This window comes from Sphingopyxis sp. EU05-FHT14B03 (assembly GCF_058790875.1).
The window spans coordinates 129,853-146,704 of sequence record NZ_JBYTDC010000005.1 but is presented as its reverse complement, the minus strand read 5'-3'; the positions used below and the strand labels follow the sequence as shown (position 1 = coordinate 146,704).

15 protein-coding genes are annotated in these 16,852 nt (G+C 66.8%); 6 read left to right on the top strand and 9 right to left on the bottom strand.

Translation table 11 applies throughout. The features are described 5' to 3' along the window. Window positions 1-12: 12 nt before the first annotated feature. Complete coding sequence (locus AC3WS4_RS23710) at window positions 13-777, bottom strand: enoyl-CoA hydratase/isomerase family protein (RefSeq protein WP_492740666.1); 765 nt, start codon at window positions 775-777, stop codon at window positions 13-15. Between the two features lie 294 nt (window positions 778-1,071). Here AC3WS4_RS23710 and AC3WS4_RS23705 point away from each other — a divergent pair, with 294 nt between their 5' ends. Together AC3WS4_RS23705 and AC3WS4_RS23700 are read left to right on the top strand one after the other, a co-directional pair. Beyond that, a complete protein-coding gene (locus tag AC3WS4_RS23705) occupies window positions 1,072-3,240 on the top strand; it encodes a TonB-dependent receptor (protein ID WP_492740667.1) in 2,169 nt (722 codons plus the stop codon). 59 nt (window positions 3,241-3,299) lie between these two features. Next, on the top strand, window positions 3,300-4,061 hold the full coding sequence (locus AC3WS4_RS23700; RefSeq protein WP_492740668.1) for an SDR family NAD(P)-dependent oxidoreductase: 762 nt from the start codon (window positions 3,300-3,302) through the stop codon (window positions 4,059-4,061). An 87-nt stretch (window positions 4,062-4,148) separates the two neighbouring features. Here the strand turns inward: AC3WS4_RS23700 and AC3WS4_RS23695 are convergent, their stop codons facing one another. From AC3WS4_RS23695 to AC3WS4_RS23685, 3 genes are all read right to left on the bottom strand, one after another. Next, window positions 4,149-5,015 (bottom strand): SMP-30/gluconolactonase/LRE family protein, encoded by an 867-nt coding sequence (locus AC3WS4_RS23695; protein ID WP_492740669.1) that lies wholly within the window; start codon window positions 5,013-5,015, stop codon window positions 4,149-4,151. A gap of 95 nt (window positions 5,016-5,110) precedes the next feature. Then, on the bottom strand, window positions 5,111-5,923 hold the full coding sequence (locus AC3WS4_RS23690; protein ID WP_187140389.1) for an IclR family transcriptional regulator: 813 nt from the start codon (window positions 5,921-5,923) through the stop codon (window positions 5,111-5,113). Between the two features lie 161 nt (window positions 5,924-6,084). Then, a complete protein-coding gene (locus tag AC3WS4_RS23685) occupies window positions 6,085-6,969 on the bottom strand; it encodes an alpha/beta fold hydrolase (RefSeq protein ID WP_492740671.1) in 885 nt (294 codons plus the stop codon). A 187-nt stretch (window positions 6,970-7,156) separates the two neighbouring features. Here AC3WS4_RS23685 and AC3WS4_RS23680 point away from each other — a divergent pair, with 187 nt between their 5' ends. Further along, on the top strand, window positions 7,157-8,482 hold the full coding sequence (locus tag AC3WS4_RS23680; protein ID WP_492740672.1) for a spinster family MFS transporter: 1,326 nt from the start codon (window positions 7,157-7,159) through the stop codon (window positions 8,480-8,482). Window positions 8,483-8,616: 134 nt separating this feature from the next. On the opposite strand, the gene AC3WS4_RS23675 is transcribed toward AC3WS4_RS23680, so the two are convergent. Together AC3WS4_RS23675 and AC3WS4_RS23670 are read right to left on the bottom strand one after the other, a co-directional pair. Continuing rightward, window positions 8,617-9,729 (bottom strand): acyl-CoA dehydrogenase family protein, encoded by a 1,113-nt coding sequence (locus tag AC3WS4_RS23675; protein WP_492740673.1) that lies wholly within the window; start codon window positions 9,727-9,729, stop codon window positions 8,617-8,619. Window positions 9,730-9,741: 12 nt separating this feature from the next. Further along, on the bottom strand, window positions 9,742-10,923 hold the full coding sequence (locus AC3WS4_RS23670; protein ID WP_492740674.1) for an acyl-CoA dehydrogenase family protein: 1,182 nt from the start codon (window positions 10,921-10,923) through the stop codon (window positions 9,742-9,744). 183 nt (window positions 10,924-11,106) lie between these two features. Here AC3WS4_RS23670 and AC3WS4_RS23665 point away from each other — a divergent pair, with 183 nt between their 5' ends. Further along, a complete protein-coding gene (locus AC3WS4_RS23665) occupies window positions 11,107-12,759 on the top strand; it encodes a long-chain fatty acid--CoA ligase (protein ID WP_492740675.1) in 1,653 nt (550 codons plus the stop codon). On the opposite strand, the gene AC3WS4_RS23660 is transcribed toward AC3WS4_RS23665, so the two are convergent. After that, window positions 12,752-13,219 carry a DUF3237 domain-containing protein gene (locus AC3WS4_RS23660; protein WP_492743028.1) on the bottom strand — a complete coding sequence of 156 codons (468 nt, stop codon included), beginning with the start codon at window positions 13,217-13,219 and terminating at the stop codon, window positions 12,752-12,754. The genes AC3WS4_RS23665 and AC3WS4_RS23660 overlap by 8 nt on opposite strands. Further along, the gene (locus AC3WS4_RS23655; RefSeq protein ID WP_492740677.1) at window positions 13,219-13,755 is read right to left on the bottom strand and encodes a nuclear transport factor 2 family protein; all 537 of its coding nucleotides are present in this window, start codon (window positions 13,753-13,755) and stop codon (window positions 13,219-13,221) included. The genes AC3WS4_RS23660 and AC3WS4_RS23655 overlap by 1 nt, the downstream gene beginning before the upstream one ends. Window positions 13,756-13,963: 208 nt before the next feature. On the opposite strand from AC3WS4_RS23655, the gene AC3WS4_RS23650 reads away from it, so the two are divergent. Then, window positions 13,964-14,869, top strand: coding sequence for an alpha/beta hydrolase (locus tag AC3WS4_RS23650; protein WP_492740678.1), 906 nt, complete (start codon window positions 13,964-13,966; stop codon window positions 14,867-14,869). Window positions 14,870-14,896: 27 nt separating this feature from the next. Beyond that, window positions 14,897-15,898, top strand: coding sequence for a LacI family DNA-binding transcriptional regulator (locus AC3WS4_RS23645; RefSeq protein ID WP_492740679.1), 1,002 nt, complete (start codon window positions 14,897-14,899; stop codon window positions 15,896-15,898). A 4-nt stretch (window positions 15,899-15,902) separates the two neighbouring features. On the opposite strand, the gene AC3WS4_RS23640 is transcribed toward AC3WS4_RS23645, so the two are convergent. Beyond that, window positions 15,903-16,832, bottom strand: a complete 930-nt coding sequence (locus AC3WS4_RS23640; RefSeq protein ID WP_187140399.1) for an alpha/beta hydrolase — start codon at window positions 16,830-16,832, stop codon at window positions 15,903-15,905. Between the last annotated feature and the right edge of the window lie 20 nt (window positions 16,833-16,852).

Here is a 16,852-nt window from a genome sequence, read left to right as displayed (position 1 = left end):
CGGCGGCTCCGCTCAGCGACCCTGAAAGACGGGCGCGCGCTTTTCGACAAACGCCGCGACCGCTTCCTGCGCGTCATAGGAGGTCGACAGCTTGGCGGTATTGCCTTGCTCATAGATATAGCCGTCGCGCAGCGTCATATTCTCGATCGTGCGCATCGAGTCCTTGGCATAGCGCGTCGCGAGCGGGCTCTTCGACGCGATCACCGCCGCCATCTCCAGGCAATAGGGCAACAGTTCGCCGACGGGCAGGCACGCCTCGATGATGCCGCGGCGATACATTTCGGATGCCGGGGCGCGATAGCCGGTGAGCATCATGCGCCGCGCCAGCGAGTGCGGGACGATCCGCGAGGTATGCTTGCCGCCGCCCATAAGGCCGACGTCGATCTCGGGCAGGCCGAAGACCGCATTTTCGGAGGCGACGATGATGTCGCAGCTCGCGGCAAGGCCGAAGCCGGCGCCGAGCGCCGGGCCGTTGACCGCGGCGATGACGGGCTTGGCGCAATCGGCGATCGAGTAAGCGACCTCGCGGACGACGCGGTTGCGGTTCCAGCGCTTGCCGGGGATCGACAGGTCGGGCCGGTTCTTGAGGTCGGCACCGGCGCTGAAGCATTTGCCCGCGCCGGTGAGGACGGCGACGCGCACATCGTCGCGGTCGTTGAAGCTGTCGAAGACGTCGGTCAGTTCCTGAAGCATATCGAGCGCGGCGGCGTTGACCGGCGCATTGTCGAGCGTGACCAGCGCGACATGGTTTTCGACTTCGGTGCGAATGTTGCTCATATCCGTTTCTCCCAGTTGCCGTCTCCATGGCATCGGGCGGCGGCCACCGGACGCGAAAGCCGCCGGGCGGGTCGAAAATCTCATTCGCGATTGAAACACGCGCTTCCGGAATCGCGCTTGTGATATCGGCGCCGACCGGGCCGCCCGCATTGCCCTTCGCCCCGCAACCCACGAACGGGGCCGGGCAACCTGCCCGACGGGCTGCACCAAGACCTTTAAAACCCCGCGCACCCCCTTCGAGGCGAACGCCATCGAGGGATGACAAGGAAAGCGCGATTCATCAGGGAGTGGACGATGAAGAAGCACAGCATATTTTTGGCGGGCGCCGGTATCGCCGCCCTCCTGACCGCGGCCCCCGCCTTCGCGCAGGACGCATCGGACGACGTCACGCAGGACGAGGCGCAGGCCGACGAAGGCGGCCTCACCGCGATCGTCGTCACCGCGACCAAGCGCGGCTCGGCGCAGAATGTCCAAGACGTGCCGATCGCGGTCACCGCCTTCGGCAGCAACGAACTCGACAGCATCCACGCGCGCTCGATCGCCAGCGTCAGCTATGCCGTCCCCAACGCCTCGCTCGAAAGCGTCGGCACCACACCCGGTTACGCGAACTTCTCGATCCGCGGCCTCGGCATCAACAGCTCGATCCCCTCGATCGACCCGACCGTCGGCGTCTTCGTCGACGGCGTCTATCTCGGCGTCAGCGCCGGCGTTCTTTTCGACACCTTCGACCTTGAGGGCGTCGAGGTGCTGCGCGGGCCGCAGGGCCTGCTCTTCGGCCGCAACGTCACCGGCGGCGCGGTGCTGCTGCGCACCACCACCCCGACCAACCGCTTCCGCGTCGACGCCAAGGCGGGCCTCTCGACCGGCCTCGAAAAGCGCGCCAGCATCTCGGTCTCGGGCCCGCTCGTCGGCGATGTGCTCAGCGGCAAGGTCGCGGTCTATTACAATGACGACGACGGCTGGTTCAAAAACGACTTCGACGGCAAGAAGCTCGGCGGCAGCGAAACGCTGATCGTCCGCCCTGCCCTCCGCTTCCAGCCCAACGACAGTTTCGACCTGATCCTGCGCTACGAACATGGCCGCATCCGCGGCGACGGCCCGGCGGTCACCAACCACGGCCTCTTCCCGCGCGACAGCTTCCGCGTGAACCAGAATTACGCCGGCTTCACCAAGACCGACTGGGATCAGGGCATCGCCGAGATCAACATCGACACCGCCTTCGGTGACGGCACGATCACCAACATCGCCGCGGTCCGCGCGCTCAGCAACGACAGCGGCGCCGACGTCGACGGCTCGCCCGTCACCAGCCTCCACTCGCGCAACAATATCGAACAGTGGCAGATCAGCAACGAGCTGCGCTACGCGGGCACCTTCGGCACCTTCGACGTGACGACCGGGCTCTTCTATTTCGACCAGGACATCAACTACGCCGAACAGCGCCTGCTCTCGGGCGGCGCGCTCACCGTCTCGGGCGGCGGGCGTCAGAAGCAGAAGACCGGCGGCGTGTTCGCCACCGTCGACTGGAACATCACCGACATGCTGACGGTCAGCGTCGGCGCGCGCTATTCGGCCGAAGAAAAGGCCGTGCAGGTCCGCTCGATCGGCGTCGGCGGCTGCAACCTCGACACGCTGCGCTGTTCCTACGACTTCGTCGACAAGGACAATTGGAGCGGCTTCACCCCCCGCGTCGGCGTCCAGTTCAAGCCGACCGAGGACACCTTGCTATACGCCTCCTTCGCACAGGGTTTCCGCAGCGGCGGCTACAACTTCCGCAACCTCAACCCCAATGTCGCGCCGGGTCCGTTCGACCAGGAAAAGCAGGACGCCTATGAAGTCGGGCTGAAGCAGGAATTCGGCAATGTCGCGCGGATCAATCTCGCCGGCTTCTACAACCGCATCAACGGCACCCAGCGCGAATTCCAGGCGCCCTTCGCGCCCTTCGGCAACTTCCAGATCATCACCAACGCCGCCGATGTGTCGATCAAGGGGCTCGAGGGCGAATTGCTGGTCAAGCCCGTCTCGGGCCTGACGATCGCCGGCCAGTTCGGCTATACCAAGGGCAAGTACGAAAAAATCCTGTTCGATCTCAACGCCGACGGCGTCATCAACGACCGCGATTTCGCCCTGAAATTGCCGCGCCTGTCGCCGTGGAGCTATGGCGGCTCGATCACCTATGCCACCAATGTCGGCGGCGATTTCGATGCCGAAGCGCGTGTCGGTGCCAACCACCGCGATGCCGCCTTCTACAACGACCAGAACACCGGCCTGCTCCGCGCCGCGACGATGGTCGATGCCAGCCTCGCGGTCACCCATGGTCGGGTCAAAGTCTCGGTCTACGGCAACAATTTGCTCAACGAAGCGACCTTCGGCACCGAGGCACCTTTGCCCTTCTTCGCCGGTTCGACCTTCTCCCCGCTCAACAAGGGCAGGGTCTACGGGGTCGAAGTCGGCTACAAATTCTGATCTCTCTCCCACTGGAGCCCGCCCCAAAAGCGGGCTCCATTTTTATGGGCAATCCATCCATGACCAAGATACTCGCAGGGCGCGTCGCGCTCGTCACCGGCGCATCGCGCGGCCTCGGCCGCGACATCGCGCTCAAGCTCGCCGCCAATGGCGCGGCCGTAGCGCTGCTCGACCGCAAGGCGCATTGGGCCGAAGACCTCGTCCAGCAAATCGAGGCCGACGGCGGCAAAGCCGTCGCGCTCGGCTGCGACGTCTCCGATCGCGACGCGCTGCATGAGGCGTTCGACAGCGCGGCGGCCGACCTCGGCGGCATCGACATCGTCGTCAACAACGCGATGTGGACCAAATATTCGCCGATCGACGGCATCGACGCCGAAAGCCTCGACAAGATGCTCGGGGTCGGCATCGCGGGCATTATCTGGGGCACCCAGGCCGCGGCGAAGCATATGCGGACGCGTGGCGGCGGGTCGATCGTCAACATCGCCTCGGTGTCGGCGCACATGGGGCTGCCCAATGCGATGGTCTATTGCGGGATCAAGGCGGCGGTCGAGGGCATGACGCGCTCGTCGGCGATCGAACTTGCCCCCTCGGCGATCCGCGTCAACGCCGTCGCCCCCTCGACCGTCGCGACCGAAGGCGTGCGCGCGATGCTCGACGACGCGACCTTCGCGGCGCGCGTCGCGAGCACGCCCCTGGGGCGGCTCGGCGAAACCTCGGACATCGCCGAGGCGGTGCTCTTCTTCGCCGACAGCACGCGCGCGGGCTTCGTCACCGGCCAGTCGCTGCTCGTCGACGGCGGCATCTCGATCGCCCTGCGCTGAAAATGTCGCCGTAGCCCTGAGTCTGTCGAAGGGCGTTTCTCTGACAGACGCCCTTCGACAGACTCAGGGCTACGGTTCAAACCGCGCCTAAACGTAAACCCCCTCGGCAATCCCGCGTGCATCGAGACCGCGGATCGCCGTGATCCGCCCGGCATCGGGGTGATCGGCCACCAGCCGGTGCCCCGAATTGGCGATGCTCGTCAGGTAAAGCGTATCGAGGTCCGGCCCGCCGAACGCGGGGCACGACGGAAAGGGGAGCGGCACCGGGATCGAGCGCAGCAATTTCCCGTCGGGCGCATAGCAGGCGACCGCCTGCGCCAGCACCAGCGCCGCCCAGATCCGCCCTTCGCTATCGACCGTCGCGCCATCGGGGCCCGATCCCTGCTCGCGGCAATCGACCAAATCCTCGCGCGGCCCGATCGCCCCGCTTTCGCCGTCATAGCGATAGCGCCGCAAATGCCCGTCGAGGCTGTCGGCGAAATAGAGCGTTTCGCCATCGGGCGAGAAGCTGATCGCATTGCCGATCGCCACCCCGCGTTCGATCTCCGCCCAGCCGCCGTCGGCATCGAGCCGAAACAACGCCCCCGCATCATCGTCATAGCCGGTGCGCATCGACGCGGTCAGGAAGCGCCCATGGCGGTCGGCCTTGCCGTCGTTGAGCCGCGTCGCGGGCGCCATCACCGGATGCGCGATCGCCTCCACGCCCCCGCTTTCGGGGTCGAAGCGGTAAAAACCGTCGGCCAGCGCAGCGATCAGCCCATCCGATGCCAGCCCGATGCTCCCGACCGGCTGGTCGAGCGTCCAGCGGCGCACATCGCCCCCTTCAGCATCGCTCGACAGGATTTCGGGCGCGATCGAATCGACCCAGTACAGCCGCTCGCTGCGATGGTCCCACAGTGGGCTTTCGCCCAGTCCGGCGACGCCGGCGGGCAACAGGTCGATGGCGACGGGCATGATCTTCTCCTCTTGTGACGGCAGAGGATAGCCGCTGCACGCGAACGCGCGGCGCCGGTCGGTCCGGCGCCGCCGCTTATTTCAGATGCGATTGTTCATTCCGCCGCGATGGCGAATTCCTCACTCTCGTCGGAGCTGTCATCGCCGCGATAATCCTGCGGGAAGCGATGGTGGAATTCGGCGATCGTCTCGCGCATGATCTCGACGAACTCGGCGCGGCGCGGCGACAGCCTTTCGGTCGTGCCGCCGATCCCGATCACCAGCGGGATGCCATGGCTGCTGTTGCCCAGCGGCATCGCGATCGATGCGATCCCCGGCACCGGATGTTCGGGCCAGTAACAATAGCCGGTGTGGCGGATCCAGCGGATCCGGCTCATCACATCCTCCAGCGTGATCGCCTTGTCGGGATTGAGCTCGTAATAGTTGGAATAACGATAGATTTTGTCGATCTCGCGGTCGCGCATCCGGCTCATCAGCGCCATGCCCGCAGTCGCGTCGAGCATCAGCCGCATCTCGCCCGGATTGGGCGGGCGCTTGTGCGGATGGTCGGGGGTGCGCATCGTCACATATTGGATGAACAGGTCGTTCTGGGTGACCAGGACGACCGTTTCTTCGGTCTTGCGGAACAGCTCGTCGATCAGCCAGTTATAGCCGTTTCCATAAGCGACATGGCCGTAAAGCCAGCTGCCGAGCGAGGCGACCTGCAGCGTCGGCAGATAGGTCCGCGTCTTGCGATTATAGTTGAGATAGCCTTCGATCACCATGCTTTTGAGCAGGTTGGTCGTGCTCGACTGCGGATAGCCGAGCGCCGAATAAATCTCGTTGAGCCGCAACGGCTCGCGGCGGTCGCGGAACAGTTCGAGCACTTCAAAGGTGCGCGATGCAGATTTGACGGGTTTTCTCTTCATCTCTCCACCCCAACAACGACAGCGCTGAAGCCATCTGTGGCCGGTCAATCTGCCGCCTTGCGGGCGGTCTCTGCTGCGCGCACGATAGCGGCCCGCCTCCGCCGGACGGGCAAAAGCGTGACTTCGATCGGTCATATCACATATGTGATATCCGGTGAAGCTCAGGACATGGGTGGCAAACCCGCCAGATGCGCGGCGATCCGCGCCCCCCAGGCGGCGCGCAGCCGCGGCGGCCCGTCATGCGCCATCTGCTCGTCGATCTCGATGATCGCACCCGATATGGCCTCCGCCGTCTCGAGCGCGCGCGCGACCGGAATGACCTTGTCGTGGCGGCCATGGAGGATCAGCGTCGGCACGCGCAGCGCGCCGAGCGCGGGGCGCAGGTCGGGCGCCGCAAGGCTGGCAGCGAAATGGCGTGCGGTGCCGCCGCGATGCACGCCGTGGCGCCAGGCTGTCCGCGCCTCCTCGGCAACGCGCCCCGCGTCGAAATCCGCCGCCATGCCGTTCGCCTGCGCGACGCCGAGCTGGCGCGCGACATAGCTATTCTCGTCGGGGATATGGTCGGCGGCAAGCCGGTCGAGCGCGGCATCGGGAACCGCGTCGGCCATCGACCGGCTCATCGCCATCACCAGCGACAGGCTGAGCACGCGCCCGGGCGCCTGCACCGCCAGTTGCTGCGCGACCAGCCCGCCGATCGAGCGTCCGACCAGATGCACCGCACCGATCTTCTCGGCTTCCATCACCGCAAGCACATCGGCCGCCATATCGGCGATGCCATAAGGCGGCGGCGCATCGCCCTGCCCCAGCGCCGCGGCCTTGACCGCATGCAGGTCGGGCACATCATCGACCAGCGCGGTCGAACGTCCGGTATCGCGGCTGTCGATGCGGATCGGCACGAAACCCGCCGCGACCAGCGGCGCGCAAAAGCCATAATCGAAATCGGTCGACGGGCGCCCCGCTCCCGCCAGCAGGATCACCACCGGGCCATCGCCCGCCGCCATGCGCTCATAATGGATGGTGACGGCACCGTTCGTTGCGAAGGCCATGGCTGCTTCTCCTCGCCCGCCCGTCTGCGCGCCGCACGACACCTCGGCGAGCGCGATGCGCGCGCGGGGTGACAAATCAGCATGGGGATAATGGCCAACCTTCGCGCTCTCGCCCGGTCGTCTTGCCAGCCTAAGCCTAGAGTGGCGCCTGCGAAGAACGGGCAAAGCGCCCGCCATGGAGAGGCCGATGACCAGCGACACGATCACCCCCGACACGGCCCGCCCTGCGTCCATGCCCTATGGCGCGCTGTTCCTGCTGATGACGGTTTACGCCTTCAACATGCTCGACCGCCAGATCGTGACCATCCTCGTCGAGCCGATGAAGGCCGACCTCGGGCTCGCCGACTGGCAGATCGGGATGATCAGCGGCCTCGCCTTCGCGCTCTTCTACACCCTGCTCGGCATCCCGCTCGCGCGCATCGCCGATCGCGGCAACCGCGTCGGCATGATCGCCGTCGCGCTCGCGGTGTGGAGCGGCTTCACCGCGCTCTGCGGCCTCGCGCGCAACTTCAGCGAATTGCTGCTCGCGCGCATCGGCGTCGGGGTCGGCGAGGCGGGCTGCACCCCCGCCGCGCACAGCCTGATCACCGACTATGTCCCGCGCGAACAACGCGGCCGCGCGCTCGCGCTCTATTCGCTGGGGGTGCCCGTCGGTTCGCTCGCGGGGCTCGTCCTCGGCGGCATCCTGCTCGCGACGCTGGGCTGGCGCGCGGCCTTCCTGATCGCCGGCGTGCCCGGCATCCTGCTCGCGCTCATCGTCTGGTTCACCCTCGACGAGCCGCGCAAGCGTGCGATCACGACACAAACGGCGGTCCCGCATATGCCGCTAAGCCAGGTGCTCGCGACCTTGCGCCGCCTGCCGAGCTTCTGGCTGATCTCCTTCGGCACCGCGATGGGGGCCTTCGGCTATTATGGTCAGGCGTCCTTCTTCGGCTCGCTTTACATGCGCACCCATGTGGCCGGGATCGACGCGATGGCGGCGGGCTGGGGCGTGCCGCCGACGGTCTTCCTCGGCCTCAGCCTCGGCCTGATCGTCGGGCTCGTCGGCATGGTCGGCACCTTCGTCGGCGGCCAACTCGCCGACCGCGCGGCACGGCGCGGGATCAGGGGTTATACGCTGGTGCCGTCGACCTCGCTCGTCATCGCGGCGCCGCTGTTCGCGGGCGCCGCGCTCGCCCCGACCGTGTCTTTGTCCTTCGCCTTTTTGAGCGGTGCGATCTTCGTCCACGCGCTCAACTATGGCTCGGTCTTCGCCTCGGTGCAGACGCTCGTCCCCGCGCGCGTCCGCGCGATGGCGGCGGCGGTGCAATTGTTCGTGACCAATGCGATCGGCCTCGCGCTGGGGCCGCTGTTCGTCGGCATCGCGAGCGACCTGCTCGCCCCGTCGCTGGGTAGCGAACAAGGCCTGCGCGTAGCGATGGCGCTCGTCGCGCTGCCGCTCGCGATCGGGTCGCTGCTGTTCTGGCTGGCGGGGCGCCGGATCGAGGCCGACGAGGCGAAGCAGGGCGCCTAGAATATTGATGACATTGGATTAATACACCTCGTCATTGCGAGCGCAGCGAAGCAATCCAGAGCGGATTACGCCACTCTGGATTGCCGCGTCGCTTCGTTCCTCGCAATGACGATTCAATCTCATGTCATCGCGCGCTAGCGCGTCATCTCCGCAAACCGCGCCTTGTGATAATCACGATCCCCATGCGCCAGGTCGAGCATCATCTGGCGGCGCAAATGATGGCTGACGATCAGTTCCTCGCTCGTCCCCACCCCGCCGTGGAGCTGCACCGCCTGCTGCGCCACCGCGATACCGCATTGCGCGACGCGGACCTTCGCCGCCGCGATGAGCGACCTCGCGTCGCCCCCGCCCGCGAGCTGCGACGCCGCGACCATCATCAGCGCGCGCGCTTCCTCGCACGCGACGCTCATGTCGACGACCTTGTGCTGGACGACCTGGAAGCTGCCGATCGGCGCCCCGAACTGCTGGCGCGTCCGCACATAGTCGAGCGTCGCTTCGACCGCCGCCTCCATCGACCCCACCGCTTCGGCGAGGTGCGCGACGATCGCAAGGTCGAGCGCGGCCTCGATGCGGCCCGCCGCCTCACCGATCGCGCCGACCGGAATGCCCGCGACACCTTCGAGTTCGAGGCTGCAATGGCGATGGCTGTCGACCGCACGGAAGCGCTGGACGCTCAGCCCTTCGGCGCTCGCGGGGACCAGGAACAGGCCGACGCCGTCGCGCTCGCCCGAAGTTCCGGCGTTACGCGCCGACACCAGATACCAGTCGGCGTCGGCGCCATCCTCGACATGCGCCTTGGCCCCCGTCAGCCTGAAGCCATCACCGTCAGCAACCACATGAGTCGAAATGGCCGCAATATCAAATCCTTCCTCTTCGACCAGCGCCGCGGCGATGCACACCTGCCCCGCTCCGATCTGCTCGAGCAGCGCCGCGCAATGCTCGCCCCCGCCCGCGATCAGCGCCGCCGGCAGCACGCAATGGCTGACATAGGCATCGGTCATCAGGTGCCGGCCGACAGCTTCCATGATCGCCATCACCTCGACCGGCCCGCCGCCGAGCCCGCCGTCTTCCTCGGCGATCGGCAGCATCAGCCACCCCAGCTCGGCCATCTTGCCCCAACGCTGCGCGGCACCTTCGCCAACTTCCGCCAGCCGCTTCAACCGCTCGGCGGCATTCCATTCCTCCGCACCGAAGCGTTCGGCGCTGTCGCGCAGCATTTGCTGCTCGTCGTTAAAGGCGAACTGCATCGCTAATCTCCCTCAAAGCCCGAGCGCGCGGCGCGCGATGATGTTGCGCTGGATCTCGCTCGACCCGCCGTAAATGGTGGTGACACGCGCATAGAGCGCGCCTTTCAGCGCGAAGGGCATATCCTCGGGCAGCACGCTCGCATCGTCGAGCGCCGCGAAATGCTGTGCCTTCGGTCCCAGCGTCTCGACCCACAAAGCGGTCGCCTGCTGCGTCAGTTCGGACCAGCGCAGCTTGACCATCGATCCGCGCGGCCCGGAGTCGGCGCCCGCCGCGGCATCGGCCATCAGCCGCAACACCATCGCCTGCACCGCCAGTGCCTCGATCTCGACCTGCGCCAGTTTCGCCTTGAACTCGGGCTTGTCGATCAGCAGGCCGTGCGCGGTCTTGCGACGCGTCGCGGCCTCGCGCACCGCGCGCAGCGTCTGCGGCAGGAACATCGCGGTCGCCGCGGCGACCATGCGCTCGCGGTCGAGCAGCACCTTGCCGTAATTCCAGCCCATGCCCTCCTCGCCGACGACATTGGCGGCGGGAATGCGGACGTCGTCGAGGAACACCTCATTGGTGTGATGCTTCTCATCGAGCGTGTGGATCGGACTCACCCGGATACCGGGCGTGTCCATGTCGACGAGCATCAGCGAAATGCCCTGCTGACGCCGCCCCTCGTTCGACGTGCGCGCGAGCACGAACATGCGGTCGGCGACATGCGCATAGCTCGTCCACATCTTGTGTCCGTTGATCACATACTCATCGCCTTCGCGATCGGCACGCGTACGCAGCGCCGCAAGGTCCGACCCCGCCCCCGGCTCCGAATAGCCCTGACACCACCAATCCTCGCCGCTGATGATCCGCGGCAGATAGAAGTCTTTCTGCGCCTGGCTGCCATAGGTGAAGATGATCGGACCGATCAGTTCGAGCCCCTGGTGGAACTGCGCGGGCGCATCGGCCGCCGACGCCTCCGACCAGAAGATGTGAAGCTGCTGCGGCGTCCAGCCGGTGCCGCCATATTGCTTCGGCCAGGTCGGCGCACCCCAGCCGCGATCGGCGAGGCGGCGCTGATAGGCGACCAGATTGTCGGGCGACAGGCGCAGCCCGGCGCGGACGGTCTTTTTCCACTCCTCGGGAATCGAGTTCGCGAAAAACTCGCGTAGCTCCTGCTGAAACGCCCGGTCTGCGGGTGCCAGGTCCAGATTCATGATCGCATCTCCCATCGATTGCGACGGACCTAGCCGCAGCAACGCGCGGCTGGCGCGCTAGCGGGGCGGGATCGTGCGACTTTCCCAAATGTGATTGTCGAGGTGCGCCGGTCGCCGCGCTTCGCGCCGCTCGCGGTCTGGGCAATCGTCGCGGCAATCAAGGGATCGAAAGGGAGAGAGTTGATGAACGGCCTGATGCAGGCGCAGCAGCTGACGACGGCGATGCTGATCCGCCATGCGGCGACCAACCATCCGCGGCGTGAAATTGTCTCGCGCGGCGCCGATGGCGCGCTCACCCGCTCGAACTGGCGGACGGTCGAACGCCACGCGCGCCACATCGCGGCGGGCCTTGTCGACCTCGGCCTCCAGCCCGGCGACCGGGTCGCGACGCTGGCATGGAACCGCCTGCCGCATCTCGAACTCTATTATGGCGTCAGCGGCGCGGGGATGGTTCTCCACACCGTCAACCCGCGTCTCTTCCCCGAGCAGATTCGTTACATCATCGACCATGGCGGCGCCCGCATCCTGTGCGTCGACGCCGACCTGCTGCCGGTCGTCGAACCGCTGCTCGCCGACCTGCCGAAGATCGAACGTGTAATCGTCCTCGCCGATCAGGCCGACATGCCCGAAACGCGCATCGCCGATCCGATATCCTATCAGAGCCTGATCGGTGGCCCGAGCGCGATCGCCGCATGGCCCGATATCGACGAGAACAGCGCCAGCGCGCTTTGCTATACCAGCGGGACGACGGGCAACCCGAAGGGCGTCCTCTACAGTCACCGCTCGACCGTGCTTCACGCGATGAGCGCGCTCGCGAACGACAGCATGTCACTCGGCGCCGCGGACTCGATCCTCGTCGTCACCCCGCTCTTCCACGTCAACGCGTGGGGTATCCCCTATTCGGCGGCGATGGCGGGATCGAAGCTGGTGCTGCCCGGCTCGGCGCTCGATCCCGTCTCGCTCTACGAGCTGATGCGCGACGAAGGCGTGACCTTCTCGCTCGGCGTGCCGACGATCTGGTTCGCCTTTCTCGACCATCTCGAACGCGAACGCGCGATCGAGGATCGGCAGGCGCTCAAGCTCGACCGCATCTTCACCGGCGGTGCCGCCACCCCGCGCTCGCTGATCGAACGCTTCAGCACCCTGCTCGGGGTCGAGACGATGCAGGCATGGGGGATGACCGAGACCAGCCCCGTCGCCACCGTGTGCCGCCCTCTCGCGCACCATGAAGATCTGGGCGAAGAGGCTCAGATCGACCTGCGCGCGCTGCAGGGCCGCTCGGTGTTCGGCATCGAATTGCGGATCGAGGACGAGGACGGCAAGGAACTACCGCGCGACGGCGAAGCCGCGGGACTGCTCAAGGTCCGTGGTCCGTGGGTGCTCAATGCCTATCACGGCCAGCCAGCGGGCAGCGCGCTCGACTCAGGCGGCTGGTTCGACACCGGCGACGTCGCGAAGATCGACCCTGACGGTTTCCTGCAGATCACCGACCGCGCCAAGGACGTCATCAAGTCGGGCGGCGAATGGATCAGTTCGATCGATCTCGAAAATGCCGCCGTCGCGCATCCGAAAGTCGCCGAGGCGGCGGTGATCGGCGTCGCGCATCCCAAATGGCAGGAACGCCCGCTGCTGCTCGTCCAACTCCACCCCGGCGAAACCTGCACGAAGGAAGAGGTCATGGCGCATCTCGCCGACAAGGTCGCGCGCTGGTGGCTACCCGACGACGTAATTTTCGTCGAGGAATTGCCGCACACCGCGACGGGCAAGCTGCTCAAGACCGAACTCCGCAAGCGCCACGGCGATCATTTCGCCGCGGCAGCGGACGCGGTCAGCTGATCGCGAAGACGTGATACATCGGACCGTCGTCGGTGCGCATGCCATTGGCGACGGCGACGGTCCGGTTGAGCCAGTCATAATCGGGGTGGCCGGTGACGAAGCGCGGCGTCGTGCGCAGATAGAGATCCTCATAAGGCCCCGGCTCGCGCCGCGCGAAACGCGCCTCCGCCTCGGGCGAGGTCGGCGCCATCAGCCCGGTGTAGTGCATCGCGATCCGCGCGCCGTCGTCGGTTTCGAGCGAGGTGCGCACATCGATGATCATCGTGCCGTCACCGCGCCAGGTCACCCAGTCGGCGCCGTCGGGCATCACCCGCCCGCGCAGCCGCGGTCCCTCGAACGTTCCGCCATGTACCGGAAAAATCCCCATCCGGCCTTCGCCGCCGATTGGCTGCGCCTGATCATAGGCGACGTTCAGCCGCATCACGAACAGCGGCTCCCACGCCAGCGTCTCGATCCCCATCATGCCTCTCCCTTCGCACCCGTGCCGAACAGCTTGTAGACCGGATCGTCGGGCCACGGGCGCCCGACCGATTTGCGGTGCGCAAACCGCTCGGCCTCGCTCTTGTCGGGCGCCGGGCGTTCGTCGACCCAGTCGAAGACGACGACGCGGTCGGCGACTCGCCATTCGTCACGGCGCTTTTCGAAGCGATCGACATAGCGCCCCGCCATATACAGTTCGACCAGCCCGCCTTCGCCGCCCGGCTGGCGCTGCAACGCGGTGAAATAGCTTTCGACGGCGGCCTCGTCCCCGCGCAGTTCGATCAGGATATTGTGAATCTGGTGGATACCGCGTTCGATCAGCGGCAACGACTGTAGCGCCCAGTCGACAAAGCCGTCGGTCGTACCATTATAGGCGCCATGATCGTCGGTGCCGCCGGGCCAGCAGGCCGACCGCAACATCGCCTCGTCGCACCGGTCGATCCCGCGGCAATAACGAAACAGGCAATCGCGGATCATCTCGCGATCCCAAAGCGCGGCAATCGTCTGCGCCGACATGTCCATCTCCTCTTCGCGCCAATCGGGCGCCTTGCGCCCCAAAGGCCGACGCTAGACGCCGGCGCCGCGCCCCGCGAGCATCGCTCGCCCGCGACGCGCGATTATCGCGTGGATGATGGACCGAATCCGGCAGGCTGATGATCCGCCCCGAAAGGTCGTTGGACAAATGCCCTTCTCGTTGTTATCGATGTCATTGGAAGGACATCCGATGCTCGATCCCGATATTGCCGCCTTCGCCGGTCCGCCGCAGGAGATGCCGCCGCTCACGCCCGAACTGATTCCGCTGCTTCGCGCGAACATGGCGATGATGGCGGCGGCGATGCCGGGCGCCGCTATCGATCGGGTCGAGGATTTCGACGCCGACGGCGTTCCGGTTCGTCTCTACCGCCCCGCGTCCGACCGCCCCTTGCCGCTCCTCGTCTTTCTCCACGGCGGCGGCTGGATGTTCGGCGACCTCGATACGCATGACGCCATGACCCGTCACCTCGCTGCGGCGAGCGGCTGCGCGGTCCTCGGCGTCGGTTATCGCCTCGCGCCCGAGCATAAATTTCCGGCCGGGCTCGACGATGCGATGACCGCCTTCGACTGGGCGCGCCGATCGGCGGCGGACCTCGGCTGCGACCCGGTCCGCGTCGCGCTCGGCGGCGAAAGCGCCGGCGGGAACCTGACCGCCGCGGCGACCCTGCGGCTCCGCGACGAGGGCAAGCCGCAACCGCTTTTTCAGCTGCTCATCCACCCCGCGACCGATATGAGCTTTTCCCTGCCATCGTTCGCCGAAGTCGCCGCACCGGGGCTGTCGAAACCCTATCTCGATGCGTGCCGCGAATATTATCTGGGCGATACGCCGGAATCCGATCCGCTCGCCTCGCCGCTGCTGGCCGCCGACCATAGGGGCCTCGCGCCCGCGATCGTCCTCACCGCCGCCGAAGACCCGCTGCGCGACGACGGCGAATATTATGCCGCGGCACTGGTCCGGAGCGGCGTCGAGACGCTCGCCTGCCGCCTTCCCGGCCTGCCGCACGGCTTTCAGTTCCTCCCCATCACCATCGCGGCGGTCGCGGCCGCCAATGACTTGATCGGAGGGCTGGTCCGCCGCTACTTCGCCTGTAGATAGGGGCCGGGTTTAAGGGGACGTGCAGCGATGAGCAGAATCGGCAAGGGCGAACGACCGACCATGGAAAGGGTCGCGGCGCTGGCCGGTGTCTCCAAGATCACCGTTTCGCGCGCGCTGCGCGGCAGCGACCTCGTCCGTCCCGAGGTGCGCGAACGCATCGCGGAGGTTGCGAAACAGGTCGGCTATCGCATGAACGTCGCGGCGCGCAGCCTGCGGACGCGCGAAACGCGGACGATCGCGGTGGTGATCGACCACCGCGATCCCGACCACCAGTCGCACACCGATCCGCTGATCCTCGCGATCATCGGCGGGCTGCTCGAGGCGCTGACCCCGGCGGGCTATTCGATCCTGCTGACGACGAACGAGCATTTCCTGTCGTCCAACGCGGTCGGCGCCGACGGCGCAGTGATGCTCGGTCAGGGCGAAGGCGCGCAGCGGGTGACCGAGGTCGCCGCGATGAACCTGCCGATCGTCGCCTGGGGCGAACCGGTGCCGGGGGTCGGCATCAAGGTGGTGGGCAGCGACAACCGCATGGGCGGCAAGCTCGCCGCCGAGCATCTCGTCGCGCACGGCGCTACGCGCCTGCTGTTCCTCGGCGACATGCAGCATCCCGAGATCGCCGCCCGTCTCGAAGGCTTTCGCGAGGCGCTGGCGGCCAGCGAGGCGCGGCTGGTCGGTGCGCTGCCCTGCCCCTTCACCCCCGAAGGCGCGGCCGATGTCGTCCGCCGCGCGCTCGACGACGGCACGGCGTTCGACGCCATTTTCGCCGCGAGCGACTTCATCGCCGCCGGCGCGTGCGACGCGCTGCTGGCGCATGGCACGACGGTGCCGGGCGACGTCGCGATCGTCGGGTTCGACGATGCGCCGATCGCCAGCGTCCACCGCCCGTCGATCAGTTCGATCCGGCAGGACGGCGCCGCCGCGGGCCGCACCCTCGGCGCGGCGATCGTCGCGCTGATCGAGGGAAATACGAGCACGACCGCGCATGCGCTTCCCGTCGAACTCGTCGCGCGCGAAACGAGCCGCTGACGTCTCAGCCGAGATATTTGCGGAAGAAGCCGGCGACGATCTTATAGGTCTCGACCGATTCGGGCAGGTCGACGTCCATATGATGCGCGTGCCACAGCCCGTCGAACAGGACGAAGCTCGCCTCGACACCCGCCGCGAGCAGGCGGCGGTGCATCACCGACACCGCGCTCGCGGCAAAATCGCGCGTCGCCGAGATCAGCAGGCTCGGCGGGAAATGCGCGAGCAGTTCGGGGTGCCCGGCCGCCAGCACCAGCGGATCAGAAAGGTCGGCGCCCGAGAAATATGGCAGGTCTTCGATCTTCGGGGTCGCACCCGAGCGGACGCGCGGATCGAATAAGGCCTGCGCCAGCGCCGCATCGCCCGCAAAGGGGACCGGCGCGCCATGGAACAGCCCGATGGCGCCGGGCGGCGGCAGGCCCTGATGAAGACAATGCGCCACCGCCTGCGTCGTCAGCACCGCGCCCGCCGAACAGCCGTAGATGCCGATGCTCGCCGGATCTACCGTTTCGGTCACCGCGCGATAGACCGCGACGATATCGTCGACCGCGGCGGGATAGATATGGTCGGGCGCCAGGCGGTAATCGATCGCGAGCACGCGCATGCCGGCGACCGCTGCGATCGGCACCGCCTCAAGCAGCGCCCCCGGCCCTTCGCCCCACATGAACGCGCCGCCGTGCAGGCAGAGCAGCACCGGCGATCCGGAGGCGCCGCCCGACGGCACGACGTCATAAACCTTCACCCCGGCGATCTCGCGCTCGGCAATATCGACGGCATATCTGGCCGTCGCCTTGTCGAGCAGGCGCTGGTTGTAGGCGGCAAAATAGGGACGCGCTTCCGACAGGTCCGCCGGAGTCGCGGATTCGGTCAGGAAAGCGGCAAACCGCGCTTTCGCTTCCGTGCTGACCCACGGGCCGAATTGCTCGATATCGCTCATGACATCCCCATCCTGCTATC